This is a genomic window from Nocardiopsis sp. TRM 82005, from assembly GCF_056312425.1.
In genome coordinates this window covers 45,835-70,902 of record NZ_JBWDTQ010000023.1, presented here as the reverse complement: position 1 = coordinate 70,902, position 25,068 = coordinate 45,835, and the positions used below count along the sequence as shown (strand labels likewise).

The 25,068-nt window shown below is 70.7% G+C and carries 20 protein-coding genes and 2 tRNA genes; 17 read left to right on the top strand and 5 right to left on the bottom strand.

All coding sequences use genetic code 11. From position 1 onward, the window contains the following. On the top strand, nucleotides 1-1,554 hold the full coding sequence (locus AC0T5L_RS18800) for a DUF6114 domain-containing protein (protein WP_476166750.1): 1,554 nt from the start codon (nucleotides 1-3) through the stop codon (nucleotides 1,552-1,554). Between the two features lie 61 nt (nucleotides 1,555-1,615). On the opposite strand, the gene AC0T5L_RS18795 is transcribed toward AC0T5L_RS18800, so the two are convergent. Continuing rightward, the gene (locus AC0T5L_RS18795; RefSeq protein ID WP_476166749.1) at nucleotides 1,616-3,430 is read right to left on the bottom strand and encodes a UvrD-helicase domain-containing protein; all 1,815 of its coding nucleotides are present in this window, start codon (nucleotides 3,428-3,430) and stop codon (nucleotides 1,616-1,618) included. Nucleotides 3,431-4,272: 842 nt separating this feature from the next. Between AC0T5L_RS18795 and AC0T5L_RS18790 the strand changes: the two genes are divergently transcribed. The 3 genes from AC0T5L_RS18790 to AC0T5L_RS18780 all read left to right on the top strand — a co-directional run bounded on the left by AC0T5L_RS18790 (nucleotide 4,273) and on the right by AC0T5L_RS18780 (nucleotide 7,181). Continuing rightward, nucleotides 4,273-4,875: a DUF1707 SHOCT-like domain-containing protein gene (locus AC0T5L_RS18790; RefSeq protein WP_476166748.1), complete on the top strand. Its 603-nt coding sequence runs from the start codon at nucleotides 4,273-4,275 to the stop codon at nucleotides 4,873-4,875. Nucleotides 4,876-5,085: 210 nt separating this feature from the next. Beyond that, on the top strand, nucleotides 5,086-5,691 hold the full coding sequence (locus AC0T5L_RS18785; protein WP_476166747.1) for a SanA/YdcF family protein: 606 nt from the start codon (nucleotides 5,086-5,088) through the stop codon (nucleotides 5,689-5,691). Nucleotides 5,692-5,750: 59 nt separating this feature from the next. Then, a complete protein-coding gene (locus AC0T5L_RS18780; RefSeq protein ID WP_476166746.1) occupies nucleotides 5,751-7,181 on the top strand; it encodes a hypothetical protein in 1,431 nt (476 codons plus the stop codon). Between the two features lie 135 nt (nucleotides 7,182-7,316). Here AC0T5L_RS18780 and AC0T5L_RS18775 read toward each other — a convergent pair whose 3' ends face one another. After that, nucleotides 7,317-8,078 (bottom strand): SanA/YdcF family protein, encoded by a 762-nt coding sequence (locus tag AC0T5L_RS18775; RefSeq protein WP_476166745.1) that lies wholly within the window; start codon nucleotides 8,076-8,078, stop codon nucleotides 7,317-7,319. Between the two features lie 179 nt (nucleotides 8,079-8,257). Here AC0T5L_RS18775 and AC0T5L_RS18770 point away from each other — a divergent pair, with 179 nt between their 5' ends. Continuing rightward, on the top strand, nucleotides 8,258-9,826 hold the full coding sequence (locus AC0T5L_RS18770; protein ID WP_476166744.1) for a DUF885 family protein: 1,569 nt from the start codon (nucleotides 8,258-8,260) through the stop codon (nucleotides 9,824-9,826). Between the two features lie 78 nt (nucleotides 9,827-9,904). On the opposite strand, the gene AC0T5L_RS18765 is transcribed toward AC0T5L_RS18770, so the two are convergent. Next, nucleotides 9,905-10,942, bottom strand: coding sequence for an N-acetylmuramic acid 6-phosphate etherase (locus tag AC0T5L_RS18765; RefSeq protein WP_476166743.1), 1,038 nt, complete (start codon nucleotides 10,940-10,942; stop codon nucleotides 9,905-9,907). 85 nt (nucleotides 10,943-11,027) lie between these two features. After that, nucleotides 11,028-12,014, bottom strand: coding sequence for a MurR/RpiR family transcriptional regulator (locus AC0T5L_RS18760; RefSeq protein ID WP_476166742.1), 987 nt, complete (start codon nucleotides 12,012-12,014; stop codon nucleotides 11,028-11,030). Nucleotides 12,015-12,215: 201 nt separating this feature from the next. Here AC0T5L_RS18760 and AC0T5L_RS18755 point away from each other — a divergent pair, with 201 nt between their 5' ends. The 6 genes from AC0T5L_RS18755 (at nucleotide 12,216) to AC0T5L_RS18730 (ending at nucleotide 16,636) form a co-directional block, all read left to right on the top strand. Then, nucleotides 12,216-14,066, top strand: coding sequence for an AfsR/SARP family transcriptional regulator (locus AC0T5L_RS18755; protein WP_476166741.1), 1,851 nt, complete (start codon nucleotides 12,216-12,218; stop codon nucleotides 14,064-14,066). 154 nt (nucleotides 14,067-14,220) lie between these two features. Next, the gene (locus tag AC0T5L_RS18750; RefSeq protein ID WP_476166740.1) at nucleotides 14,221-14,406 is read left to right on the top strand and encodes a hypothetical protein; all 186 of its coding nucleotides are present in this window, start codon (nucleotides 14,221-14,223) and stop codon (nucleotides 14,404-14,406) included. Between the two features lie 140 nt (nucleotides 14,407-14,546). Next, a tRNA-Lys gene (locus AC0T5L_RS18745) sits at nucleotides 14,547-14,620 on the top strand. 179 nt (nucleotides 14,621-14,799) lie between these two features. Next, nucleotides 14,800-14,873: transfer RNA gene (locus AC0T5L_RS18740), tRNA-Lys, on the top strand. Nucleotides 14,874-15,316: 443 nt separating this feature from the next. Next, complete coding sequence (locus AC0T5L_RS18735; RefSeq protein ID WP_476166739.1) at nucleotides 15,317-15,817, top strand: septum formation family protein; 501 nt, start codon at nucleotides 15,317-15,319, stop codon at nucleotides 15,815-15,817. A gap of 222 nt (nucleotides 15,818-16,039) precedes the next feature. Beyond that, a complete protein-coding gene (locus AC0T5L_RS18730; protein WP_476166738.1) occupies nucleotides 16,040-16,636 on the top strand; it encodes a septum formation family protein in 597 nt (198 codons plus the stop codon). 75 nt (nucleotides 16,637-16,711) lie between these two features. On the opposite strand, the gene AC0T5L_RS18725 is transcribed toward AC0T5L_RS18730, so the two are convergent. Beyond that, complete coding sequence (locus AC0T5L_RS18725) at nucleotides 16,712-18,406, bottom strand: alpha/beta fold hydrolase (RefSeq protein ID WP_476166737.1); 1,695 nt, start codon at nucleotides 18,404-18,406, stop codon at nucleotides 16,712-16,714. 274 nt (nucleotides 18,407-18,680) lie between these two features. Between AC0T5L_RS18725 and AC0T5L_RS18720 the strand changes: the two genes are divergently transcribed. Genes AC0T5L_RS18720 through AC0T5L_RS18695 form a run of 6 tightly spaced genes read left to right on the top strand, consistent with a single transcriptional unit; the run spans nucleotide 18,681 to nucleotide 24,716 of the window. Then, nucleotides 18,681-19,736: an ABC transporter permease gene (locus AC0T5L_RS18720; RefSeq protein WP_476166736.1), complete on the top strand. Its 1,056-nt coding sequence runs from the start codon at nucleotides 18,681-18,683 to the stop codon at nucleotides 19,734-19,736. Between the two features lie 10 nt (nucleotides 19,737-19,746). Continuing rightward, a complete protein-coding gene (locus tag AC0T5L_RS18715) occupies nucleotides 19,747-20,625 on the top strand; it encodes an ABC transporter permease (protein WP_476166735.1) in 879 nt (292 codons plus the stop codon). A 5-nt stretch (nucleotides 20,626-20,630) separates the two neighbouring features. Next, a complete protein-coding gene (locus tag AC0T5L_RS18710; protein ID WP_476166734.1) occupies nucleotides 20,631-21,689 on the top strand; it encodes an ABC transporter ATP-binding protein in 1,059 nt (352 codons plus the stop codon). After that, nucleotides 21,682-22,722 carry an ABC transporter ATP-binding protein gene (locus AC0T5L_RS18705; RefSeq protein ID WP_476166733.1) on the top strand — a complete coding sequence of 347 codons (1,041 nt, stop codon included), beginning with the start codon at nucleotides 21,682-21,684 and terminating at the stop codon, nucleotides 22,720-22,722. Before AC0T5L_RS18710 ends, AC0T5L_RS18705 begins: the two co-directional genes overlap by 8 nt. Before the next feature lie 6 nt (nucleotides 22,723-22,728). Continuing rightward, nucleotides 22,729-22,917 carry a hypothetical protein gene (locus AC0T5L_RS18700; protein WP_476166732.1) on the top strand — a complete coding sequence of 63 codons (189 nt, stop codon included), beginning with the start codon at nucleotides 22,729-22,731 and terminating at the stop codon, nucleotides 22,915-22,917. Continuing rightward, the gene (locus AC0T5L_RS18695) at nucleotides 22,914-24,716 is read left to right on the top strand and encodes an ABC transporter substrate-binding protein (protein ID WP_476166731.1); all 1,803 of its coding nucleotides are present in this window, start codon (nucleotides 22,914-22,916) and stop codon (nucleotides 24,714-24,716) included. Before AC0T5L_RS18700 ends, AC0T5L_RS18695 begins: the two co-directional genes overlap by 4 nt. Nucleotides 24,717-25,068: the final 352 nt, after the last annotated feature.

Here is a 25,068-nt window from a genome sequence, read left to right as displayed (position 1 = left end):
ATGGCCCACGCACTGACCCTGCTGCGCACAGGACGGGCACACTTCCGGGACTGGCGGCGCGGCCGTCCGTTCTGGGGAGGGTTCCTCCTCGTCGTGGCCGGAATCGAGCTGCTGGTCGCACCGGCCGCGCAGAGCCTGATCCTTCCGATCGACCTGATCGTCTACGCCGGTATCGCCGGTGTGTCCGGCACCCTCATCGCGGTGCTGCTGATCACCCTGGGTGTGCTGAGCTGGTTGCAGACCGCGCAACACGTCTTCTTCGGGATGGTCGGGCTCTTCCTTGCCCTGGTGTCCTTCGTGACCTCCAATTTCGGCGGGTTCGCCATCGGGATGCTGCTCGGCATCGTCGGCGGATCGCTCGTGTTCGCGTGGGCGCCCGACGTCCGGCGGCGCCCGCGGCGCCGCGGGCGCCGCCGCGCGAGGACACCTGCGGCGGACCGAGACGGTGACCACGAGGAATCCTTGTCTGAGGAGGCACCTGACACCCGAGCCGAAACGAGGACCGAAACCAGTGCGGGCGGACCGGGAACCGGAACCGATCCGGACGCCGCTTCTGGCCCGGTCGGCGTCACCGGGTTATCCGGCGCCTCCGATTCCGTGGAGGTTTCCGGCGTCCCGGACGGAACCGGAAGCGCCGACGCCTCCGGTGGTGCCTCCGGAGGCGGCGTCTCCGAGCCCCGCCCCGGGACCCGGCCGTTGGCCGCTCTCGCCCTGCCCCTGGCCGCGGTCATGACCTTGGCGAGCGCGCCCGCGCCCACCCTCGACTGGCCGTGGGACTGGCTCACCCCCTCGGGCGAGGAGGAGTCCACCGACGAGTCCTCACCCTCTCCCTCCCCCTCTCCCTCTCCCTCTGAGGGGTCCTCCGACAACCCCACCGACGGCCCCACTGAGCCGGACGCCGGCTCCGGCGACGACGGGGACACGGATGACGAGGACACCGGGGACGGGAGCGGTGAGGAACCGCAGGAGGAAGAGGGGACCGAGGAGGAGGAAGAGCCGGAGGGCGACCCGGAGGAGTGCGAGCTGCGCACCGGTGAGACCGGCCTGGCCGAGTCCGAGGAGGAGCTCATGGAGGCGGTCCGCGCCTGCCAGGCCGCCCAGGACGAGGACCAGCTCCCCGAGGTCCCGCTGGAGGAGGACTACGACTGCTTCCAGGGGGCGATCAGTACGTCCGGGCTGACCGCCGACCGGCTGACGATGAGCGGCGCGCGTTACGACGGTGTCGTGGAGTGCCCCACCCTCGACGGCCCCCAGAGGTACATCCGGCTGACCATGAGCAGGGCCGACTTCAGCGGCGCCGAGCTGTGGTTCGAGGACGTCGGCACCCGCATGAGCCTCGGCCTGCCCACCATGATCATGGACGGGACCGTCGAGATGCACATCACCCGTATGCACGTGCGCATCCTGGGCATCCCGCTCACCTTCACCCCGGACTTCCCGCCCCCGCTGCTGCTTCCGTACATGATCGTCACCGACGTTGAGGTGGACAACCCGATGGCCAGTACCGACATCATGGACATCACGCACCTCAACGGGCAGTTCGCAGGATCCTGATCCCCGCCGGAGACGGCGACGGGGGCGCCGCCACCGCGGCGCCCCCGCTTTCCTTCTGCTCCTACCAGTCGCCGGTGACCAAGCGGCTGGCACGGCCCACATGCGACACGTACAGTGCGTCGCGGGCCCGGGTGCAGGCCACGAACAGCAGCGTCCGCTCCTGCTGGAAGGCGTGCTCCAGCGCCACCTGGTCGCCGTCGGCGGCCTCGATCGCGGCCTTGGGCGGCAACAGGTGGTCGCTGACGCCGACCAGTGCCACGCAGCGGAACTCCTGGCCCTTGAGCCGGTGCATCGTCCCCACGCGCACCGCCCCGGCGCCGCCGCCGTCCTCCAACTGGGCCGTGGAGACGCCCCGGGCCTCCAGCTCCTTGGCGATGCCGCGCACCACCCACTGGTTGCGCCCGGCCACCGCGATCTCCGCGGGGCGGACCCCCGCCTCCAGCCACACACGCACCCGGTCGCCCAGCGCGGCGAGCTCCTCGGCGCGGTTCTCGCAGCCGCGCGTCACCGGCACCGGCCCGCGCAGCAGCGAGCGGTAACCGGCCAGGGTGTCGGCGTTGTCGTCCATGCCCAGGGCCGCACGGCGGTCCAGGACCGGCATGCTCCAGTCCAGGATCTCCTGCGTCACCCGGTAGCTCACCCGCAGCCGGTGGCTGCGGCCGCGCACGTTGATGCCGAGCGAGGCCAGAGAGACCCGGTTGTCGGACATTCGCTGGTGCGGGTCGCCGACGATGAACAGGTCGTCCGGGCCCTCGGAGACGGCTGCGCGCAGCATCCGCCACTGGGCCGGGTGCAGGTCCTGTGCCTCGTCGACCACCGCGTGCCGGAACAGGGGCTCGCCGCGGCGCAGGGTCCGGGCGGCCTCGGCGGCCAGCTGCGGGTAGGACCACAGCCCCTCCACCCGCATGGCGCCGACGTAGCGCCGCACGGTCTCCCACACCTGGCGCCGGTGCTCGGGCGCCAGGTGCTGCACCCGGCCGCTGCGCTCGCAGCGGATGTACTGGGGCAGCAGCTCCAGCCCCTTGGCGAGGATGACCTGCTCCCACTCGTCCACCAGGAAGCGGCCGGAGAAGGGCAGGCCGTCGGCCAGCGCCACCGCGCGCCAGCGCTGGGCCAGTTCGTCCTTGCTGACGAGATGGGGAGCCATGCTGGTGTGGGCCTGCACGACCGATCGGGCGAGGCTGTTGATGGTGGCCACGCGCACCCGGGCGCGGACCCCGGGGTCGGGCAGGAGCTGGTCCAGCCGCTCGGCCAAGGACTGGGCCAGCGAACGGTTGTAGGTGGTCAGGAGTACCGATTCGCGGGTGTCCTCGGGGTGGACGGCGGCGTCGCGCTCCGCCAGGTGGGCGGCCCGGTGCAGCGCGATCACGGTCTTGCCGGTCCCCGGTCCGCCGGTGACCTGCGCGGACCCCTTGTACTGGGCTTCGGTGATCCGGTGCTGGTCGGGGTGGAGCGTGAGCTGCCACTGGTCGAAGGACGCGTTGAGGGCGCCGGTGAGTTCGGGCGGGCCGGTGGGCGTGGGATCGACGTCGCCGGGGCCGGGCACGTCGGGCACGTCGGGGCGCAGGCCGCGTGCGAAGCGCAGGGCCTCATCGCGCGGGCGCACGGTGACCAGGCGGTAGTGCGCGCCGTCCGCGCCGGGGAGGTCGTCGTCGGGTCGGCCGTGCTCGTCCGCGTCGGGGACGAGTACGCCGGTCCAGTCGGGAGAGATGCTGAGGACCCGGACGCGCGGGTCGGCGGCGTCCGCGACGGACTCCAGGGCGGGCTGGTCGCCCGCCTGGTAGGCGCGCACCACGGCCAGGGTGTTGAGCTGGAGGTCGGGCGTGAGGCGGGTGAAGTCGCTGAGAAACGTCGGGGCGATCGCGAGTGCGGACACGTCGTGGTTTCCTCCGGTCTTCGACCAGGTGGTGTCTGTGTGCTCGGGGCGGTCGGAGCGGATGGTGTCTCGGTGCGGATGGTGTCGCGAAGCCGTTCCGTGCGGCGTCGCGCCCACTGAAGGGATGCTCGTCGCGGAATTTGGGCAAACGCCGCTCCGAAGGCGGTTCCCGTCAGGGTCCAGGCGTTCTGGAGAGCTCATGTTTTCCCAGTTCAGAGCCGCACTTGCGGAACTGAGTTCGATGGGATCGCGTAGGGTTTTCGAAGCGGAGGAGAAGGTCCCCCGCGACCTGGGGTTCTCTGGCGGACCGTAGTGTCCGTAAGTACTTTTATGTTCTGTCCGAAATACGATAGAAGAGAGGGCTCAGAGGGAAGGACTGCCTGTTCCTGCTGGTGTTCATGGGAAATATGAGAACGGTCCGTTTGTGTCAGGACGAGAGGACCGAAAAGCGCAGGGCGGGGGAGGTGCGCGAAGCCCCGGGACGCGATCCGTTCGGCGGGGCCGGGTTCACCTGCTGGCCGGTTCCGGACACGCTCTGTGCGGGCGCGTTCCAGTACGGGATCGTGTCTCCCACGGGGGAGGAGAAACCACGTGTGGTTCAGGACTCTGCCGGGGTCCGTCCTACCCCGGCAGAGTCCTCAACCACCCTAGAGAAGCGGTACCCAGTCCCCGACCTCCCCAAAGCGTGCGAGGGCGCGAACCTTGGGGGTGTCGACGCGGTACCGGTTTCTTTCCGGCCCCGTATCCCTTCGATTCCATGTTCTATCGTGGGTGTGACAAAAGGGCGGAGAAGGGCGGAGGGGAGTGGGATGAACACAGCGGCCTCCAACGAAACGGGTCGAATGCGAGTCTCCGATGCCGAGAGGGACCAGGTGACCGCAGTCCTGCGTGAGGCGGCCGCGGAGGGGCGGATCACCTTCGACGAGCTCGACGAGCGACTCGACGCGGTCTACGCCGCCAGGACCTACGCCGGCCTCGAACCGGTCACCGCGGACCTGCCCACGGCCGCCAGGACGCCCTCCGCTCCCGCCCCGGCGGTTGACGGCCGCATCCTGAAGCACGGCGACGGCGGGGACATCGTCATCCGCTCCCAGGGCAGCGTCATCGTCCGCAACGGCCGGTGGCGGGTGCCGCACCGCGTCGAGGTGTACAACAAGGGCGGCGTCAGCCGGTTGGACTTTCGCGAGGCCGCCCTCTCCAGCCCCGTCGTCGAAGTCCATATCGACGCCTCGTGGGGCCTGGGGGACCTGATCCTGCCCGAGGGCTCCACCGCCGAGGTCGACGTGGACACCTCCTGGCTCGGTACCCTGCACTCCCGTGCGGGCTCCGTACGTGAACCCTCCACCACGCACTTCGTCATCACCGGTGCCGCGAGGGGCGGGACCGTGCGGATCCGGCACAAGCGCCCCTTCTCCTGGGCGGGTCGCAGAGGGATCGGAGGCTGATCCCCGGCCTCACGCCCGGGAAGGTCCCGGGTTCGGCCGCCAGCCGTCCGGCTGCCTCGTCCACGCGCGCGACAGTCTGGGTGCTTTCGTCCGGATAACCCACTCCGTCGGTACGCCATGATGGGGTGCGGCGCGCGGCCTCGCGCGCGGCACGGGCACGACGGCGGCGCGTTCGCGCCGCAGAACCGGACAACAGGAGAGGCGGCAGGGGTGGGCTTGTGGATCGCGGCGGTCGGAGCGGGCGCGTGCGCCCTGGCACTGTCCCCCTACGCCTGGGTCCATGCGGCCAGCGCCGGGCGCCGCGGGGGAGTCGACACCGTTCCGTACCGGCCCGTGGCCGTCGTCCTGGGCGCCGCCGCATGGGAGCACGGCCCCTCGCCGCTGCTCGCCCGCCGCCTGGACCTGGCCGTGCGCCTGTTCGAGGAGAACGGGGTCGAACGGATCATCGTCTCCGGTGACAACCGGAAGGTGTCCCGCTGCGAGACCGACACGATGGCCGACTACCTGGTCAAGCAGGGCGTGCCCGCCGAGAGGATCGACGCGGACCGCCACGGCTACCGCACCTGGGACACGTGCGCGCGGGCGCGGGACCTGTTCGACGTGCGCGCGGCCACCATGGTCACCCAGGCCTTCCACCTCCCCCGCACGGTCGCCCTCGCGCGAGCCGCGGGGATCGACGCCGTCGGGGTGGGGGACTCCAGCCTGGGCGCGCGGCGCCGCTCGACCGTGATCGGCTACGCCCGTGAGGCCGGTGCCGCCGTCAAGGCCCTACGTGACGCGCTCCTGCGTCCCGAGCCGGCCCGCACCGAGCTCTGACGTCCGGGGCGGAGCCGGGCTGGTGTGCATGTGACTCCGTAACCGGGATAATCACCCCCATGAACGCGACCACGGACAACGACTTCCACGGCGGCGCGGAGAACGTGGACTGGGCGGCACTGGCCCCCGAGGGCGGCGCGCGCATCCCCGAGCTTCTCGACCAGCTCGCCGGAAGCGACAGCGCACTCTCCGATCTCCACGACATCATCCACTTCCCCGCTCCCGGACACCTCGCCGCGCCCAAGGCGGTCGACTTCCTGGTCGACATCGCCTGCGACGAATCCACCTCCGCCACCGACCGCTGGCGGCCTCTGAGCCTTCTGCTGGAACTGGTGGCCGGGCACGCGGAGGACCGCTTTCCCGAGCCCCTCACACTCGACCAGTGGCGCGACGAGGTGGCCTGGGCCACCTCCACCGACGCGGAGAAGGTCCGAGAGCAGTACCGGTCCTGGGCCGAGGAGGCCCCGGACGAGCATCACTACCGCCGTATGCGCAACCGGCTCGCCGTCATGGAGCAGTCCGACGGCGCCGCTCTCCTCCAGGCCGAGCTGGACACCCACGAGGCCGTCCGAACCCGTGTCCCCGACCTGGTCGCGCTGCTCAGGGGCGGTACCAACCGGGGTGGCATGGACCGCGCGGGGGAGTGGGTCAGCTACTTGCTGGGTTTCATGACCGCCGACGCCGAGCGGATCGCCGCCGAGATCACCGGAGCCTCCCAGATCCTGCTCGCCAAGGACCTGCGCCCGACCCCGCAGACGCCCACGAACCTGCGCGACATGATGAACGGGGCGGACAACGGCGAGCCGCTGCCCGCCGAGCTGTTCGCCCTGGGCCTGCTGGCCGACCCCTCCGACACCGACACCTCCGTCGGCCTCACCCACCAGATGGCGGGCGGGAACCTGTACAACTCCTTCGCCGCCTCTGTGGCGATGGTGCTCATCCACGGCGAGAACACCCCGCGCGAGGCGCTGCGCCGTATCGGCCGCGGCGGCGGCACCTCCATGGGCTACGAGGGACTGTTCAACGAGTCCTGGCCGCACTGCGGTGGCCGGTCCCCGCAGGTCCTGGGCTTCCTGGCGCTGGGCCGCGCCGGTGACCGCGCCCGCCGCCTGCGCCTGGACATCCTTCCCGGCCTGATCAAGGGCGAGGAGGAGTCGCGCGCCCTGGTGGCCGCCGCGGGCCTGGAGATCGTGCTCGGTCCCCGCAACAGGGGCCACACCGCCGAGGACCACGTCAACGCCGACTACGACGAGGAGACGCTCAAGGTCCTGTGGGCGATCGCCGAGCTGCCCGCGTCGGTGTGGGAGGACGAGGAGTTCACCCGGACCCTGGGCGCCTGGGCGCTGCCGGACAACGCCGAGGAGTTCTGCGCCCTGGCAGGGGTGGAACCCGAACCCGAGCCGGAGCAGGCCCCGGAGCCCGAGCCGCAGTCGCCCGCCGCGCCCCAGCCCGGCGGTCTGCTCGGACGCCTCTTCGGCGGCGGGCGCTAGCACGCTGGCTGGGAACGTCGCTGGTGTGACGTACGAGGTTCCTTCTCCGATGATTTTGCCCGTAGCGGCGTGCTCGACCGCTGACACCGCCAGTACGGGCAAGATCATCGGGGGAGAGCTGCCCGTCCCAAGGGCTCACTCGTGGTCCAGGGCCAGGGCGTCGTCCATCCCCGTCTCGTAGTCGCCCAGGAACTTCGGATCCGGCCGCAGCACCACCGTGCCCAGCGCGGCCACCGCCGCCGGAACCTCCCGGAACCACCCGTACACGGTGGCGAAGGTGCGCTCCCGCAGGCTGGAGTCTGCCACGCCCACCGCGTCGATCCCCGCCGCCCGGCACAGCCGTACCGCCCGGGGAAGGTGGAAGTCCTGGGTGACCACCGTGGCCTCCCGCACCCCGAACACCTCGCTGGCCCGCGCGCACGAGTCCCAGGTGGAGAATCCGGCGTAGTCTCCGACGATCCGCTCCCTCGGCACCCCGGCCGCCACGAGGTAGTCGCTCATCGTGTCGGTCTCGTTGTAGTGCTCGACGCTGTTGTCCCCGGTCACCAGTACGGCGTCCACCTTCCGGGAGAAGTACAGCTCGGCGGCGGTGTCCAGGCGCCGGGCCAGCAGCAGGCTCGGCTCGCCGTCAGGGCGCACACCCGCGCCCAGCACCAGCGCCACCGGACGCTCCGGCACGGTCTCGGCGGCGTGGCGGTCGTCGGAGGTGGAGGAGAGCACCCACAGGAAGGGCGCGCACCCCGCCACCATCGCGAACACGGCCAGTAGGGCGAGGCGCCGCAGCGGATGCCTGCGTCGGCGCTTGCCGGAGCCACCAGAGCCACCGGAGCTCTCGGGACCCTCGGATCCGTCGTCGGGAACGGGGGGCTGGGAAGCGGCGGAGCCTGAGGTCGTCACACTCGGGAAGACGCCCGGACACGGCCAGGAGTTCCGGTCCGGTACCGAGGAGGTACGGGAGGCCGCAGTCCCCGGGAACCGCCCGCCCGCCGCGTGAGCCCCGGGGCCGGAAACCGGCTGTCCTCCGGTATGTGGTGCGGGCTGAGGCGTATCCGCCGAATACGCCTTAGAGTCACCGCATGCCTTTCCAGCAACAGCACGACGCCTTGCCCGCACGGCTCAGGGCCCTCGCCGACCTCATGCCGGGGAACATGCGCGACGGCTCAGGGATGCACGAGTACGACGGGAAGGTCGCCGACATGTCGCCCGACGGGGTTCGGGACGCGCTGTCCCGCCTCGGCGGCGATCCCCTCGACGACCCGCACGACGAGGCCCACCTGGCCGCCTTCGAGAACGCGCTCCGCTACGAGCTGGGCGAACTCCAGCTCCACCGTGTCAACCCCCTCTACCACCTGGGCGAGCTCGACCTGTCCGGCTACGACCGCGAGTACGCCCCCCAGGCCGAACGCGACGCCGCACGCATCACCCACCTGGCCGAGTGGCCGCGCGTGGTCGACAATGCGATCGCGGCCCTGGACCGCATGCCCGCGCCCGTCGCCGATGCGCTCCTCGGCGCCGTCCGGGGGGTCGCCGACGGGCTCCCCGACGGCCTGCCCGCCGACGTCCGCGACGCCGCCCTCGCCGCGCACGCCCGGCTGGTCGCCCACGTCGAGCGGGCCGCTGAGCAGGGACCCGAGAGCGCGGGGCTCGGCGCCGAGGCGCTCGGCCGCCTGATGGGAAGCGGAGAGGCCGTCGAGGTGGACCTCGCCGACCTGGCCGCCCGCGCCGACTCCGAGCGCGACCGCCTGCGGGCCGGTCTCGCCGAGGCCGCCGGGCGCCTCGCCCCCGACCGCGACCCCATGGAGTTCGTCCGAGAGCTCACCCGCCAGCACCCCGACACCGACGGCGTCCTGGACGCCGCCCGCCGCTGGACGGAACTGGCTCTGGAGTTCACCGCTGAGCGCGGCCTGGCACCCCACGGCGACGGCGAGTGCCAGGTGGACACCTCCCCGCCCTCCCAGCGCTGGGCCACCGCGATGATGGCGTGGTCCGGCCCGTGGGAGGCGGACACGCCCTCTTTCTACTTCATCACCCCGCCCGACGCCTCCTGGACCGAGGAGGAGGCCGACGAGTGGCTGGAGATGTTCAGCCACACCACCCTGCCCGCGGTGAGCGTGCACGAGGTCGCCCCCGGCCACTTCTCCCACAGCCGCGCCCTGCGCCGGGCACCCGGACCGGTGCGCCGCGCCCTGCACTCCATGACCTTCGCCGAGGGCTGGGCGCACTACGTGGAGGAGGTGTGCGCGGAGGAGGGCTTTGGCGCCTACGCCGCCGAACGCCTGGGCGACGCCGCCTGGACCGCCGACCACTTCGAGGCCGGCGTATGGGTGGAGGCGCTCATCCGCGTCACCCGCCTGTCCGTGGCCATCGGCGTGCACAGCGGCACCATGACCGTGGAGGAGGCGGCCGCCCGCTTCGCCGAGGACACGCCGCTACAGGGTCCGGCGGCCCTGTCCGAGGCGCGCCGCGCCACCTTCGACCCCACCTACGGCCGCTACACCTGGGGCAAGCTGGAGATCCTCCGGCTGAGGGAGCTGGCGCGCGAACGCTGGGGCGACGGCTTCACCCTCGCCCGCTTCCACCGAGCGCTGCTCGACCTGGGTTCCCCGCCGCTCGGCCTCATCGACGCGGTGCTCGAACACGGCTGACCCGGCCGACCCGGATGATCCGGTCGGCCCCGAGCCCCTCGCGGGGCAGGGGGCCGACCCCCGTCTGCTCCGGGGCGCCTACTCCGGGGCGACCGGTCCCGGCAGGCCCAGCTCGACGAGCGCGGTGCGGACCCGTCCCCGAGCCGTGTCCAGCGCCCGCGCGGCCGCGTCCGCGTCCACGTCGGCCAACAGTGAGACCAGCGCCACCCGGGTGTCGCCCCCGGCCGCGTTCAGCGCCTTCGCGCATACCTGCTCGTCCAGTCCGGTGGCCTGCGTCAGGATGGTCACCACCCGGCCGCGCAGCTTGCCGTTGGTGGCGTCCACCCCCACCATCAGGTTCGAGTACGTGCGCCCCATCCGCACCATCACCGCGGTGGAGAACGCGTTCAGCGCCAGCTTCTGCGCGGTGCCCGCCTTCATCCGGGTGGACCCGGCGATCACCTCCGCTCCCGTGGACATGCCCACGTGCACGTCCGCGCCCTCCGCCAGTGGCGCCCGTGGGTGCGCGCTGATCAGGACCGTTGAGGCCGAAAGCTCCCGGGCCGCCTCCAGGGCACCGCCCACGTACGGGGTCCGACCGCTGGCCGCCAGCCCCACCACCAGTGAGCCCGGGGTGATTCCGGCCGCGTCGGCACGTCCGGTCTCCCAGTCGTCCTCGATCCCCTCCACGGCCCGTGCCAGCGCCTCCCCGCCGCCCGCGTGATGGGAGACCACCCAGCTGGCGGGCACACCGTAGGTCGGCGGCAGCTCGGCGGCGTCCTGGGCGGCGATCCGCCCCGAGGTGCCCGCGCCGAAGTAGTGGATGGCCGCACCGCTCTCCAGAGCGGCCACCCCCAACTCCACGGCCCGTGCCAGCTCCGGCAGGACCGCGCCCACCGCCGCGGGGACCATGGCGTCCTCGGCGTTGATCCGACGCAGCACGTCCAACGCCGGAAGCAGGTCGATGTCCCGGGTACCGGGGTCGCGGGCCTCGGTCGGTGCGCGCACGATCACGGCCTCGCCGCCCTCCGTCCGCTCGGAGGCCAGCGGCGCACCGGCCTCCCGAGCGGTGTTCCCATCGCCTGGCGGGGCGTCCCGCCCGCTGTCGTGCACAGCGCTCTCCTCTTCGGTCCGCACCCGTGCCGTTCCTTTCCGCTGGTTCGCCGGCCGCCCCCGTCCCGCCGCGGGGCAGAGCCAGGCGACGGGGTCGACGCACGCCGGTTCAGCCGTCGCTTTCGTCCGTGCTCCTGCCACCGGGGTCCTCACCCCTGCGGCGTCTGCGGTCGTCGTTGATCCGCAGCCCCCGCACCGCCTCGAAGGTGGTCTCCAACGCGGTACGGCTGTCGGTGTAGCGGCTCTGTGCCAGACCCACGAACAGGCAGTCCACCACGGTCAGCTGGGCCAGCCTGCTCGCCGTGGCCCCCGAGCGGAAGGTGGTCTCGCGCGCCGCGGTGGTCAGCACGTGGTCGGCGAATCCGATCGGCGAGCGGGGGAAGTTCGTGATGGCGACGGTCCGCGCGCCGCGCCGCCCCGCCTCGGTCAGCGCCTGCACCGTGTCGATGGTCGTGCCGCTGTGGGAGATACCGATGGCCACGTCGTGCTCGTTCAGCAGAGCCGCGCTGGTGAGCATCACGTGCGCGTCCGACCATGCGAACGAGGTCAACCCGATCCGGTGCAGCTTCTGTTGCAGGTCGGAGCCGACGAACGCGCTCGCGCCCACCCCGTACACGTCGACGCGCCGCGAGCCCGCCATCGTGTCGATGACCGTGCGCAGCACCTCCACGTCCAGGGCCGCACCGGTCTCCTCCACCGCGCGCGCGTCGGTGTAGGCGATCTTCTGGACCACCGTGACGAGGGTGTCGTCGGGGTTGATGTCGCTGGACAGCTCCGGTGCTCCCGAGCGGGCGCCGCGTGCCTGACCGACCTCGGTGGCCAGCGCCAGGCGCAGCTCGCGGTAGCCGCCGAAGTCGATGGTGCGGCAGAAACGGATCACCGTGGCCTCGGAGGTGGCGCAGTCCTTGGCGAGCTGGGTGATGGATGAGGCAGCGGCCCGTTCGGGGTCGTCGACGACGTGCTGGGCGACCCGCCGCTCGGCGGGGGCGAGGGAGGGCAGGAGCGACCGTATGCGCAGGACGGTCGTGGGAACAGGCGGGGCGGAGACGTCCCCGGTCTCCGGTCTGCCGCTCTCAGGCTTCGGAATTTCCGCCATGGAGGAAAGTTTCTTTCGGTCGTGGTGCAGAGTCAACGAGGTGATGGGAAAAAGCGGGAGAATCCAGGATTTCAAGGGATGGCCGCCACAGCAAGTACCAGGGGTCCGATTGCGATATCCCAGCTCAGGCGGCATCCTGGGAGCCAGGGGCGCCGCGGTTCACCCGCTCACACGCGCCTGCCCCGCAGGGAGGATGGTGCCGTGCCGCTGAGCGACCCGGCAGGACGGCGGCGCGACACGGCCGCCGAGGTCAACACGGTCGGACACGCCGCCCGCGGACTCCGTGTCAGACTGCTCGGCCAGTTCGGGGTCGAGGCGGACGGTGTCCCACTGCGCCTGCGCGGGGACAAACGCCGCGCCATGCTCGCCGCCCTGCTGCTCAACGCCGGGCGTACCGTATCCACCCCCCACCTCATCCAACGTGTCTGGGCAGCCCCGCCGTCCCCGGCCGCGCGCAGCGCCCTACAGGTCCACGTGACCCGCGTCCGCGCCATCTTCGACCACCACTGCGGCACCCCGCTGATCCTGGGCGGAGACGGCGGCTACCGGATCGACCTCACAGAGGAACAGTCCGACCTGCTGTGCTTTCGCTCCCTGCTCCGCCGGGCCGCCGACGCCGCCTCCCGACAGGACCCGTCCGCACGCGCCGACCTGCTCATCCGTGCCCTGGGGCTGTGGCGGGGCCCGGTCCTGGCCGACATCGTCAGCCCCGTCCTGCACGAGCGCGACGTCCGGCCCCTGAACGAGGAACTCCTCCGCGCCGCCGAGGAGGGGTTCGGCGCCGCCCTGGCCCGCGGCGACCACGAGCGGGTGGCCGACCAGATCGGCCCCATCGCCACCGACCACCCCGAGCGCGAACCCCTCATCCGGGTCCAGATGGTCGCCCTGTACCGCAGCGGCCGCCCCAGCGAGGCGCTGCGCGTGTACGCCCGCACCCGCGACGTCCTGGCCGAGCGCCTCGGTGCGGACCCGGGGCGCGAGCTCCAGGAGACCTTCCACGGCGTCCTGCGCGGTGACATCGACCGCGTTCCGGCCCGCGTTCCGCACCAGCGCGCCTACGGGGAGGGGCACGGCGAGGCGGAACCCGACCCGGTCACCGCACCGGGAGGGGAGCGACAGGACGGGAAGGGCCCCGGCCCCGGGCCGCGCACCGGGGATCCCGGGCCGGTCCGGGCACCCGCCCCGGTCTCGGCCGCGCTCTCCCCGTCCGAACTACCCGCCGCGCCCGCCGCGCTGGTGGGACGCGAGGAGGCCCTGGCCGAGCTGGACCGGCTGGTCGGCCCGCGTGGCGCCGCCCCCGGCGGCGTCCTGGTGCGCGGACCCGCCGGCGCGGGCACCAGCGCGCTCACCCTGAGCTGGGCGCACGCGGCCGCTCCGCGTTTTCCGGACGGGCAGCTCTACGTCGACCTGCGCCGCGGCGACGGCACCCCGCGCGATCCCGCCGAAGTGCTGCGCCGCCTGGTGCGCTCCCTGACCTCCGACACACGCGACACTCCGGCCATGGACGTCGACGAGTCGGCCGCGCGGGCCCGTACGCTCCTGGCGCACCGACGCGTCCTGCTCATCCTGGACAACGCCGCCTCCTCCCGCCAGGTGCGCCCTCTGCTGCCGGGCGGATCCGGTTGCGCCGCGGTGGTCACCAGCCGGTACTGGCTGACCGACCTGCTGGTGCGCGACGGTCTGCGGACCCTGCCCGTGGGACCTCTGCCCCCGGACGTCGCGGTGGAACTGCTGCGCGCGCACGCGGGACCGGGGCGGTGCGCGGAACCGGTGCTGCGCCGCCTCGCCCGCCAGGCCGGTCTCCTGCCCCTGCCGTTGCGCATGGCGGCGGTCTGGCTCGACACCCATCCGAACCGGTCCGCCGTCGAGCTGGTACGGCGTCTGGAGGAGGTGGACCCGGCACGCTGTGGCACGCCCGCGGGCCGGATGGCCGTCGTGCTGCGCGCCGGGCCCGAGGAGGGCCGGGACGGCCGCGGGGAAGTACCGGTCGCACCCCGCCCTCCCGATACGAGTGTCGGCCAGAGGTCTTACGTTCGGCTTTCACACGGATGAGCGGCGGTGACCCGTCCCGTGGACGGGGAGTCAGCGCCTCGCTCCACACTGTTCGGGGCGCACGTCCGAAGGGGTGCCCCGGATCCGGGACGCGCTCACGATCAGCCCTTGGGATGGTTTCTCACCACTCATACGATTCGCTAGTGTCAATCCCATGACACAGAACAACGATCCCAACATGGACCCGGCGGGGAACACCCAGCACTTCCGCCGCTTCGTCGACGAGAACCCGGAACCCGAGGAGCCCGCGCGCCGCCCGGTCCTACCGATCCTGCTCGCGGTCGTCGGTGTGGCCCTGATCGCCGCCGTGATCGTCGCGGTGTTCCTGGCCTTTGCCTAGGCCTTCCCCCAGGAGGAGGTCAAGCGGTACGGGGCTGACCACAGGCCGGCCCTGCATCGGTTCGCGGCTCCCTCGTGGTCCTGCTAGAGTTAACGACGTCGCCGGGTGCGGCCCACGAGGTCGACACCGGTGAGCGGCGGGCGCCATTAGCTCAGTTGGTCAGAGCAGCTGACTCTTAATCAGCGGGTCCGGGGTTCGAGTCCCTGATGGCGCACAGCGAGAACGGCCCCGGGTGGAGCATCCCCTCCTCCCGGGGCCGTTCTTCTGCCGGAGCGGGGGTCGGGTGGTGTGCCCCACATCCGGCCCGAAGTGGCCCGGAGCGCTCCGCGAGTCGGGTAAGGTTGAAGACGTCGCCAAGGCCGGAAGGCCGGGCGGTGAACAAGTGGACAACAGGCGTCATTAGCTCAGTCGGTCAGAGCAGCTGACTCTTAATCAGCGGGTCCGGGGTTCGAGTCCCTGATGACGCACACGAGGCGAAGGCCCCGGTCGATACGGCCGGGGCCTTCGTGCTGTCCGGACGGGCTCCGCCGGTGCCCCGCGTGAACGCCGGGGATGGTTCTTCACCTCTCCTCGCGATTATTACCCGACGCATTCCGGTGAGAGCATTCCGTCCCCTTTCCAGGAAGGGGAACCGGTGCTCCGTAGGTGTGGGAATGGTTGCTCTCGGTCGTGGCCGGAGGGGAGCGCGATCGCGCGGAGAATGTCGTAGCCGCATGATGTGCTGCTTCGTGTCCAAGGACGTCCGCAGGGGTGCGATCCGGTCTGCGCGGCGGCACGGCGCGTTACCGCGTGCTTGCTTTTCGCTGCTGGCGCAAATGAGATTGACATGAATTCCCTGATGGTGAATGGTTGCCCACCCGCCATCCTCCTGTGGGCGGTAATCACCATGCATAACCTCCGGAGTATCCCCATGTCTACTGTCTCCTCCGCCCTGCGTGCCGTTGGTGTGTCGGTGCTCGCCACGGGCACCGTGTTCGCCCTCAGCGGCTGCGGTGCCCTCATGTCCGCCCTCGGCGGCGGCAACGTGATGGAGCTCAACGTCGGAGACTGCTTCGTCGAGTCCGAGATGAGCGCCGCGCTCTCCGGCGGCGAGGTCACCGACGTCCCGCTGGTCGACTGCGCGGAGGAGCACGACTCGGAGTTCTTCCACTCCAGCGAGATGACCGGGTCCGAGTACCCGGGCCAGAGCGAGGTCGAGTCCCAGGCGGAGGAGGTCTGCACCGGCGACGGCTTCACCGACTTCGTCGGTCTCCCCTACGAGGACTCGGAGGTCCACGCCGCCTACCTCGTCCCGACCCAGGAGACCTGGGAGCAGCTGGACGACCGCGAGATCCTCTGCTACGCCACCACCGTCGGGCCCGACGGGGCCGGGGAGCCGGTCACCGGCACCCTCGAGGGCACGGAGCGCTGACCGCCACCCGTCCGGCCCGGCGGGGGCCGTGGCCCGCCTTCGCCTCCCCGCGCTCCCACCTGCGGTGGAACACGACACGCCGCGCCCGGGAAACACCAGGAAAATCTGATTCGTCCGGACCCGGGGCGGAACCTTCCCCCAGTCCCGTGCATCTGGACAGGTGTCGCCGACTCCCTCCCCCCCGCGTCGGCCCGAGTACCTCAACGATCCAGTGGAGTCCCCATGCTGTCCGAAACGCGCCGCCCCCTGCTCGGCCGCGCCACCTTCGGGACCCTGGCCGTCGGCGCCGCCCTGGCACTCACGGCGTGCGGTCCGCTGCCCCTGCTGCCCCCCGCCTTCACCGACGGCGGGGAGGAGGCCTCCCCGGAGCCCGCGGACACCGAGACCCCGGCCGAGCCCACCGATACGGCCGAGGCCGTGGAGACCGAGGAGCCCGAGCCCGCCGGGCCCGAGGACACCGACGTCTTCGCGATCTTCGTCGGTGACTGCGTCAACGAGGTCGACTCCGACGACGAGTTCTCCGAGGCGCCCACGATCGACTGCTCGGAGCCGCACGACTACGAGGTCTACCACTCGGGGGACCTCCAGGAGAGCGGTGCCTACCCGGGCTTCGACCAGGTCTCCGAGATGGCCGGTCAGATGTGCTTCGACGAGTTCGAGGGCTTCGTCGGTGCCTCCTACGAGAGCTCCGCCCTCGATTTCACGCCCTGGTTCCCGACTGAGACGGGCTGGACCGACCACGATGACCGCGAGGTCCTCTGCCTGGTCTTCGACCCGGCCGGTCAGAGCACCGGCACGCTCGCCGGTTCCGGTATCTAGACGCTTCCTCCTCCGACGGGGGACGGCCCGCACCAACCGGTTCTCCGGTGGTGCGGGCCGCCGCTGTTCGCGGGGTCAGACCACCGGGCCGTGGGGAACGGTCCGGCTCGGTGGCAGCACGATCTCCTCGGTCTCCGGTGCGGGCTCGGCGTCCAGCAGGAGCTCCGCGCCCGTCCGTGCCGGTGCCAGTCCCCGGCAGGTGAGGTCCTCGGGCGCCTTCCCGTCCACCAGGTAGGCGTCCACCGCGTCGGCCACGCAGTCCAGGCCGTAGCCATGGTAGAAGCCGTGTCCGCCGTCGCCGGCGACGGTGATCAGGGAGTCGTCCAGCCGCTCGGCCATGGCCACACCGCCCTCGTAGGAGGTGTTGGCGTCGAACTCGCCGGCGATGACCAGCCCCTCGGGGTATCCGTCGCGTTCCAGCTCGACCGGGGACTCGGGCCGGTCCAGGGTGTCGAAGGCGCAGGGTTGGGGGGAGGCCCAGTAGGCACCGCTCCCGTACGGGTGCTCCTCCCGGTACTCGTACGTGTCCGCCCGGTAGAGGCTCATCCGTGAGGGCCACTCGGCCTCGCACAGAACCGCCGTCTGGAGGTCGAGGGTGGAGGATTCGTGCTCGGCGGGAGCGAAGAGGGTGATGGCCGAGAATTCCTCGGGTACTGGCTGGTCGTTGACGAAGAACCACAGGTACGTGGCCATGAGGCTCCAGTTGGCCTGTAGACGCGAGTGGTAGCCCACCTCCATGTCGAACATGTGGTTGTCGTAGAACTCCATGTGCGGGTGGCCCGTGCTCGGCTGTGCCCGCAGCCGCTCGGAGGTCGTGTCGATCGTCGTGTACACCTCCTCCTGTGTCGTACCGAAACCGAAGGCGTCGTCTTGCTCCGCGAGCCAGGCGGTGTACCGGTCCATGTTCGCGCTATAGGCCGGGGCCTGCTCCAGGAAAGCCTCGCGCCAGACGCCGTCGGGGGACACCGCCGAGTCCAGGACGCTGCGGTCCAGCCGCTCGGGGAACAGGCTTCCGTACACCGCGCCCAGATAGGTGCCGTAGGAGTAGCCCAGGTAGTTGGTCTTCTCCTCGCCCAGCGCGGCGCGGATGACGTCCATGTCCCGGGCCGTGTTGGCCGTCGTCATGTGGGGCAGCAGGTGGCCCTGGTTCTGCTCGCAGGCGCGCTGGTAGTTGATCGCCGCCCTTGTCAGCTGGGAGAACTCCTCGTCGTTCGGGCGCGGGTAGAGGGACGGCGGCTCGGCCCCGCAGTCGATCCGGGGCGATGAGCCGCCGCTGCCGCGAGGGTCCATGCCGATGAGGTCGTACACCTCAGCGGCCCGCGTGTCCCCGACGAGGCCGAGTCCCGTCTGCGGGTCGAGCGGAAGGGGCAGGTGGCGCCCGTGCCCGCCCGGGCCCCCGGGGTTGGTGAGCAGGATGCCGCGCCGCTGGTCGGGGTCGGTGGCGGTCGCACGGCTGATGGCCACCGTGATGCGCTCACCGCCGGGGTCGGAGTAGTCCAGAGGGGCCTCGACGTCAGCGCACTCCAGGCCCTGGAGCACTTCCTCGGTGCAGGGTGCCCACACGACCTCCTGGTCGTGGAATTCGGCGAGCGCGGTGTCGCCGGTGGGGGAGCCGTCGGTCAGGGGGTCGGCCGCGGCGGGGGAGGCCGCCGCGAGGGATGCGGACAGGGCGGCCACGAGGACGCCTGCGCTGATGGTGTTCGCGCGTGCTCTGCGCACGGGGGTTGCCTCCGCGTTCTCGGCCCGTTCGGGGAACGGGGTCGCGTACATCGGGGCAGCAAACGTACGAATCACCCGGGCGGGGGCAACACCAACAAAAGTCATATGTGTGCGTAAGTGGCCAGATGCGGTCACCTGTTGGGCGTCTTTATGTGATGGTTTATCGATTTTTGTTCGTTTTGTAATGCCGATCTTGTCGCGCGCAGGACGCCGTTTGGTCACGAAGGTGGCGTGGGCCACGCGGGCCGGGTTACCGTGATCTTCTATTAGGAAACTTTCCTAATAGAAACGTGGTTCCCCCAGACGTACCTCCCGAAGGAGCCCCGTGGCCACCGAAATCGCGGACTCCCCGCCACCGCCACCCGTCCCCCTGCCGCTGCGCATCTGGCGCCACTACGCCCTCGTCAAGGTCCGCAAGGCCGTCGTCGTGGTGTTCGTCGTCGCCAACGCGACCTTCTTCCTCGGCCGCGCCATGCCGGGCGACCCGATCGACGTGATGGCCGGACGCCTCACACAGGGCGGTATGACGATCGAGGAGGCCCGCGCCATCGCGGCGAACTCGATGGCCTACGACCCCGGCGCCCCCCTGTACCAGCAGTGGTGGGACTTCCTCGTCGGCCTGGTCACCCTCGACATGGGCATGACCATCAACCGGCCGGGCCAGAGCGTCATGGAAGCCATCGGCGCCTACCTGCCCTGGACGCTGTTCAGCATCGGCGTCGGCACCGTCGTCGCCATCTGCCTCGGACTGGCCCTGGGCATGGTGATGGCCTATCGGCGCAACCGCTTCCTGGACCATGTCCTCAGCGTCCTGGCCTCGGTCCTGGGCGCCGTCCCCAACTACCTCATCGCGATGGTCCTGGTCGTGGGCGGAGGCATGTACCTGGGGTGGTTCGACCCCATCGACCTGCGCGGCACACTCAGCCCGGGTGTGGCCCCCGGGTTCACGGCGGAGTTCCTCGGCGACGCCCTCTACCACGCGGCCCTGCCGATCCTCACCTACGTGCTCGCCATCATCGGCACGTGGATGCTCATCATGAAGGCCTCCACCACCGAGGTCCTCAGCGAGGACTACGTCACCGTCGCCTACGCCCGGGGGCTGTACGACCGCCGCATCGCCACCTCCTACGTCGGACGCAACGCGGTCCTGCCCCTGGTCGCCCAGATCGCCATCTCCTTCGGCACCCTCGTCGGCGGCGCGATCTTCGTCGAACAGGTCCTGGTCTACAAGGGCGTCGGCGGCCTGCTCCTGGACGCCGTCAACTACCGCGACTACCCGCTCCTGCAAGGGCTGCTCGTCATCATCACCTCGTGCGTGGTGATCGCCAACCTCACCGCCGACCTGCTCTACAGCCGCCTCGACCCGCGTATCCGGAAGTAGGACCCCTCACATGGCAGTCACCACCGCCACCCCCGCGGCCGGGGTCTGGGGAGCCATCTGGCAGGGCCTCACCCGCAGTACCAGCGGGTTCGTCGGCTTGTGCCTCGTCCTCAGCGTCCTGGCCTTCTCCTTCGTCGGGCCGTTCCTCGTCGACGCCCACAACCCCACGGACGTCGCCAGCATCTGGGGCCCGATCAGCGCCGACCACTGGCTCGGCACCAACCATGAGGGCAAGGACACCTTCGTCCAGCTCGTGCTGGGCGGACGCGAACCCATCTGGGTCGGCTTCGTCGCCGCCCTGGTCACCGTGGCCGTCGCCGTCGTCCTCGGCGGAGTCGCCGGGTACGTCCGCGGGCGCGTCGACCACTTCCTGCTCCAGCTCACCGACATCACGATGACCATCCCCTTCATCGTGCTGATGCTGGTCATCGCGTCGTTCTACCGCACCGCCTCGCCGCTGATGGTCTCGCTCATCATCGGTCTGGTCACCTGGCCCCACCTCATGCGCTCCATCCGCGCCCAGGTGCTCACCCTCAAGGAGCGCGAGTTCGTCGAGGCCGCCCGACTACAGGACCTGGGCACCGCACGCATCCTCTTCATCGAGGTGCTGCCCAACATGGCGGGCTACATCTTCATCAACTTCATCATCGCCATCACCAACGCGATCTACGCGGTGGTCGGCATGTACCTGCTCGGCCTGCTGCCCAGCACAGCCAACAACTGGGGCTTGATGATCCAGCAGGCCTGGGACAACAACGCGTTCCTGCTGCCCCAGGCCGCGCCCTTCCTCCTCGCCCCGATGGTGATGATCATGCTTTTCCAGATCGGCCTGGTCACCATGACCCGGTCCCTGGAACAGGCCCTCAACCCACGACTCCGGGACAGGTGAGCCACGTGACCGACCACCCCGCCGCCCCGCCAGCCGAGGGGACCCTGCTCTCCGTCCGCGGTGTCGACGTCGGCTACCGCACCGGCCGTAGGAGCCAGGTCACCGCGGTCCACGACATCTCCTTCGACCTGTACCCCGGCCAGTCCATGGCCCTGGTGGGGGAGTCCGGCTGCGGCAAGACCACCCTGGGCCTCGGCCTGCTCCGGCTGCTACCGCGCACCGGCGTCGTCTCCGCCGGAGAGATCCTCTTCCGCCGCAAGGACGGCCGTCTCGTCGACGTGCGCACTCTGGCCCGGGAGGACCTGCGCCGCTTCCGCTGGAACGAGGCCGCCATGGTCTTCCAGGGAGCCATGAACGCCTTCAACCCCGTGCTCAGAGTGCGCGACCACTTCCTCGACACCTTCCGTGCCCACGGCAGCGGTCGCCGCCCGCGCGCGCAGATCCTCGAACAGTCCGCCGAGCTGCTCCGGACGGTCCGGCTCGACCCCACGCGTGTGCTGGACAGTTTTCCGCACGAGCTCTCCGGCGGCATGCGTCAGCGCACCCTCATCGCGCTCGCGCTGGCCCTGGAGCCGCAGCTGCTCATCCTGGACGAGCCCACCACCGCGCTGGACATCCTCACCCAGCGCTCCATCGTCGAGCGTCTGGCCGAACTGCGCGAGGAACTGCGCTTCGCGATGGTCTTCATCACCCACGACCTGGGGTTGGCCGCCGAACTCGCCGACCGCGTCGGCACCATGTACGCGGGGCGGATGGTCGAGACCGGTACCACCCGCGACATCTTCCACCGCGCCAGGCACCCCTACACCTCGGCGCTGATCAACTCGGTCCCCCCGGTCACGGGCGACCTGAGGGTCCCCGAATCCCTGCCGGGCGGCCCGCCCGGCATCTCCGCCCTGCCACCCGGGTGCTCCTTCGCGCCGCGCTGCGCGCACGCCGTGGAGCAGTGCACGTCCACCCGACCCGCGCTCGACGTGCTCAGGACCCGCACCGAGGGCATGAGCCACGCCGCGGCCTGCCTGCGTTCCCACGAACTCTCCACCGAGGGGGCCATCCGTGATTGACCGGACCGTTCCAGCCACCCCGCAGCACGCACCCGAGTTCCCCTCCGCCCCCGGGACCGCACCGCCGGTGCTGCGCCTCCAGGGCGTGCACCAGGTGTTCTCCACCCCGCGCGGCGACGTTCCCGCCGTCGCCGGGATCGACCTGGACGTGCGCCCCGGACAGGTGCTGTGCCTGGTGGGGGAGTCCGGCTGCGGCAAGACCACCAGCGCCCGCGTGGCCGCCGGGCTGGCCGCCCCCACCCGCGGCTCGGTGTCCTTCCGGGGCAGGGACGTCGCCTCGATGGACAGGCACGAGCGTGCCCGCTTCCGCCGCTCGGTCCAGTACATCCATCAGGACCCCTACTCCTCCCTCAACCCCGTGCGCACCGTCTACTCGACCGTCTCGGCCGGACTGCGCCGCCACAAGCTGGTCCGAGGCCATCGCGAGGCCCGCCGTGCCACCGCCGAACTGCTGGAGCGGGTCGACCTGACCCCCGCGGGCGACCACCTCGACAAGTACCCGCACCAGATGTCGGGCGGCCAGCGCCAGCGAGTCGCCGTCGCCCGCGCCCTGGCGATGGAGCCCGAGGTGATCATCGCCGACGAGTCCACCTCGATGCTGGACGTGTCCATCCGGGTCAGCCTGCTCAACACCCTCGGCAGCCTGCGTGACGATCTCGGTGTCGGCTTCCTGTTCATCACCCACGACCTGGCCGTGGCCAAGTACTTCGCCTGGGCCGGCGAGATCGCCGTCATGTACCTGGGCAGGGTCGTCGAGCACGGCCCCACTCCCAGGGTGGTCAACGATCCCCAGCACCCCTACACCCGGGCGCTCATCTCCGCGGTGTGCGAACCCGACCCCGACCTCGCCCGGACCAGGGATCGGGTCAGGCTGCGCAGCGCCGAGATCCCGGACCTGACCGACCTGCCGCCCGGATGCGACTTCCACCCGCGCTGCCCGCTCTACGAGCAGGGCGACTGCGACACCGTACGGCCTCCGCTGGCGCGCGGCCACGACCGGCTGCTCGCCTGCCACGTCGTCAGCAGGGGGTGAGGGAGGGTGCTCCTCGTCGTCGGCCGTTTCGGGCTCCTCGCCGGAGCCTTTCTCACCCTGACCAGTGCCCTCTCGGTAGTCCTCTCTCCCCCCGGCACAGCCGAGTCCGTCATCAGCGTCGTCACCGTCGTGATCGGCCTGGTCGTGCTCTCCCTCGGGCTGCTCGCCGTCCTACTGGAAAGGAAGCGTCAATGACCTCCACCCCCAACCCCCTGATGCACGATCTGAGCCGCAGGCGCCTGCTCCGTGCAGTCGGTTTCGGTGCGGCGGGCGCGGCCGGAGCCGGGCTGCTGTCATCCTGTGCGGGCGGAGACGGGGGCTCCGGCGGCGTCAGCCAGTTCACCGGGGTCTTCGACTTCGACCTGGACGCCCAGACGCGCAACGTGGCCGTGGAGGACGGCGCGCTGCTGATGAACTCCGTCTACGCCGACCTCTTCCTGCCCGCCGGCGCGTTCTACAACTGGGAGACCCACGAGTGGGACTACCTGCTCCTGGAGAACAGCGTCTGGGAGGGCGACGACCTCATCGTGACCCTGCGTCCGGGCCTGAAGTGGAGCGACGGCACCGACCTGACGGCTGAGGACCTGCACCAGAACTACGCCATCCGGGTCCTGGAGGCGTCCGCCTGGTCGGTGGGCTTCCCCCAGATCACCGAGCTGGAGCAGGTGGACGACCTCAGCGTCCGCGCGCGCTTCGACAACCCCTTCCCGGGCATCGAGCTCCAGGTCGTCAAGCACCGCGTCTTCTCCAAGTCCACCTACGGGGACTTCGGCGAGCGCGCGATCGCCATGGTGGCCGACGGGGTCCGCCAGGGCGACGACGAGCACACCGAGTTCAACGCCGAGTTCATCGAGTTCAACCCTGAGGAGATCGTCACCAGCGGTCCCTACAAGTTCGACCGGGCACAGCTGTCCGACGCCCGGATCACGCTGGTACGTGACGAGACCGGATATCAGGGAGAGCAGGTGAACTTCGACGAGCTGGTCATCCACAAGGGTGACAACCGCCAGGCGTCCCTGCTGGTCCAGCAGGGCGAGATCGACTACTCGACCCTGGCCACCTCCGCCGCCGACCAACAGGCCTTCCGAGAGGTGGAGGGGTTCCGCTGGATCGAGCACCCCGGGTACGACGGCTGCGGCCTGATGTTCAACTACGAGGCCAAGCCCGAGCTGAAGGACGCGCGGGTGCGCAAGGCGCTCAAGCACATCCTCGACAGCGACCAGATCGGCCAGGTGGCGCGGGGCGAGGCCTACAGCCGGGTCGACTACTACGCCGGGCTGGTCGACCTCCAGGCCGAGCAGATCTTCTCCGCCGAGGAGCTCGCGGAGTTCGAGACCTACGACCAGGACCTGGACCGGGCCGCCGAGCTGCTGAGGGAGGCGGACTGGACCAAGGAGGACGGGATCTGGCACACCCCGGACGGCGAGGAGGCCAGCTACGAGATCATCGGTGTCGCGGGCTGGGGCGACTTCGAGCTGACCGCCACCCAGGTCGAGGAGGCCTGGAACGACTTCGGTATCAGGACGACCGCCCGCAACGTGCCAGCGGACAACCCGTGGGGAACCTGGGCCGCCGGGGACTTCGAGGTGGCCGTGCGCCACTGGGGCAACCCGGAGATCCCCAGCTACTGGGGTGCCTTCCAGATGAACTACCTCGTGGAGAACGCGGGTACCGATGACTCCCCGGGCCAGTCCTTCGAACTGCGGGTGGACAGCCCCAGCCAGGGTGAGGTGGACCTGGCGGAGCTCGTCGAGACCGCCAAGACGGCGCAGAGCGAGGAGGAGCAGACCAAGGCCCTGAAGACGATGGCGATCGTCTTCAACGAGCTGCTGCCGCGTATCCCGATCTGGACGTACAAGTACCTGGCTCCGGCCCTGGAAGGACCACGGGTGGAGTCCTTCGTCGATGACCACCCCGCCGGCCAGAACCAGATCTACATGGACAACCACGTCATCCTGTCGCTGATCCAGGGCGACCTGGACTCGGTCGGGTAGCAGGACGGCGACGGCCAGGGAGGCCTGGCCGCCGGTAACAGGGGCGGGGCCGTGCGGCCCCGCCCCGACCTGTGCGCGGCACTCCCCATTTGTTGGCGTGCGACTCGTTCGTGTCGGTGTGAGGGGCGGGGAGGCAGCCTCCCCGCCCGCATCGCGCGGGCCTTTCCGAAGTGCCGTTCGTGTCCGCCGGAAATGTCCTTGTGTTGGGGTTTTCGGATTCACATCCGGTGTCGTGGAAATTTTTCCCTTTCTGTTTTATTTGTGGTTTGATGAGTGTGTCGGTATTGGGGGCGAAGATGGTGGAAATGGCTTCGTATTCCAGTTCGGAGCCGGGACTGGAAGGGTTTCGGGC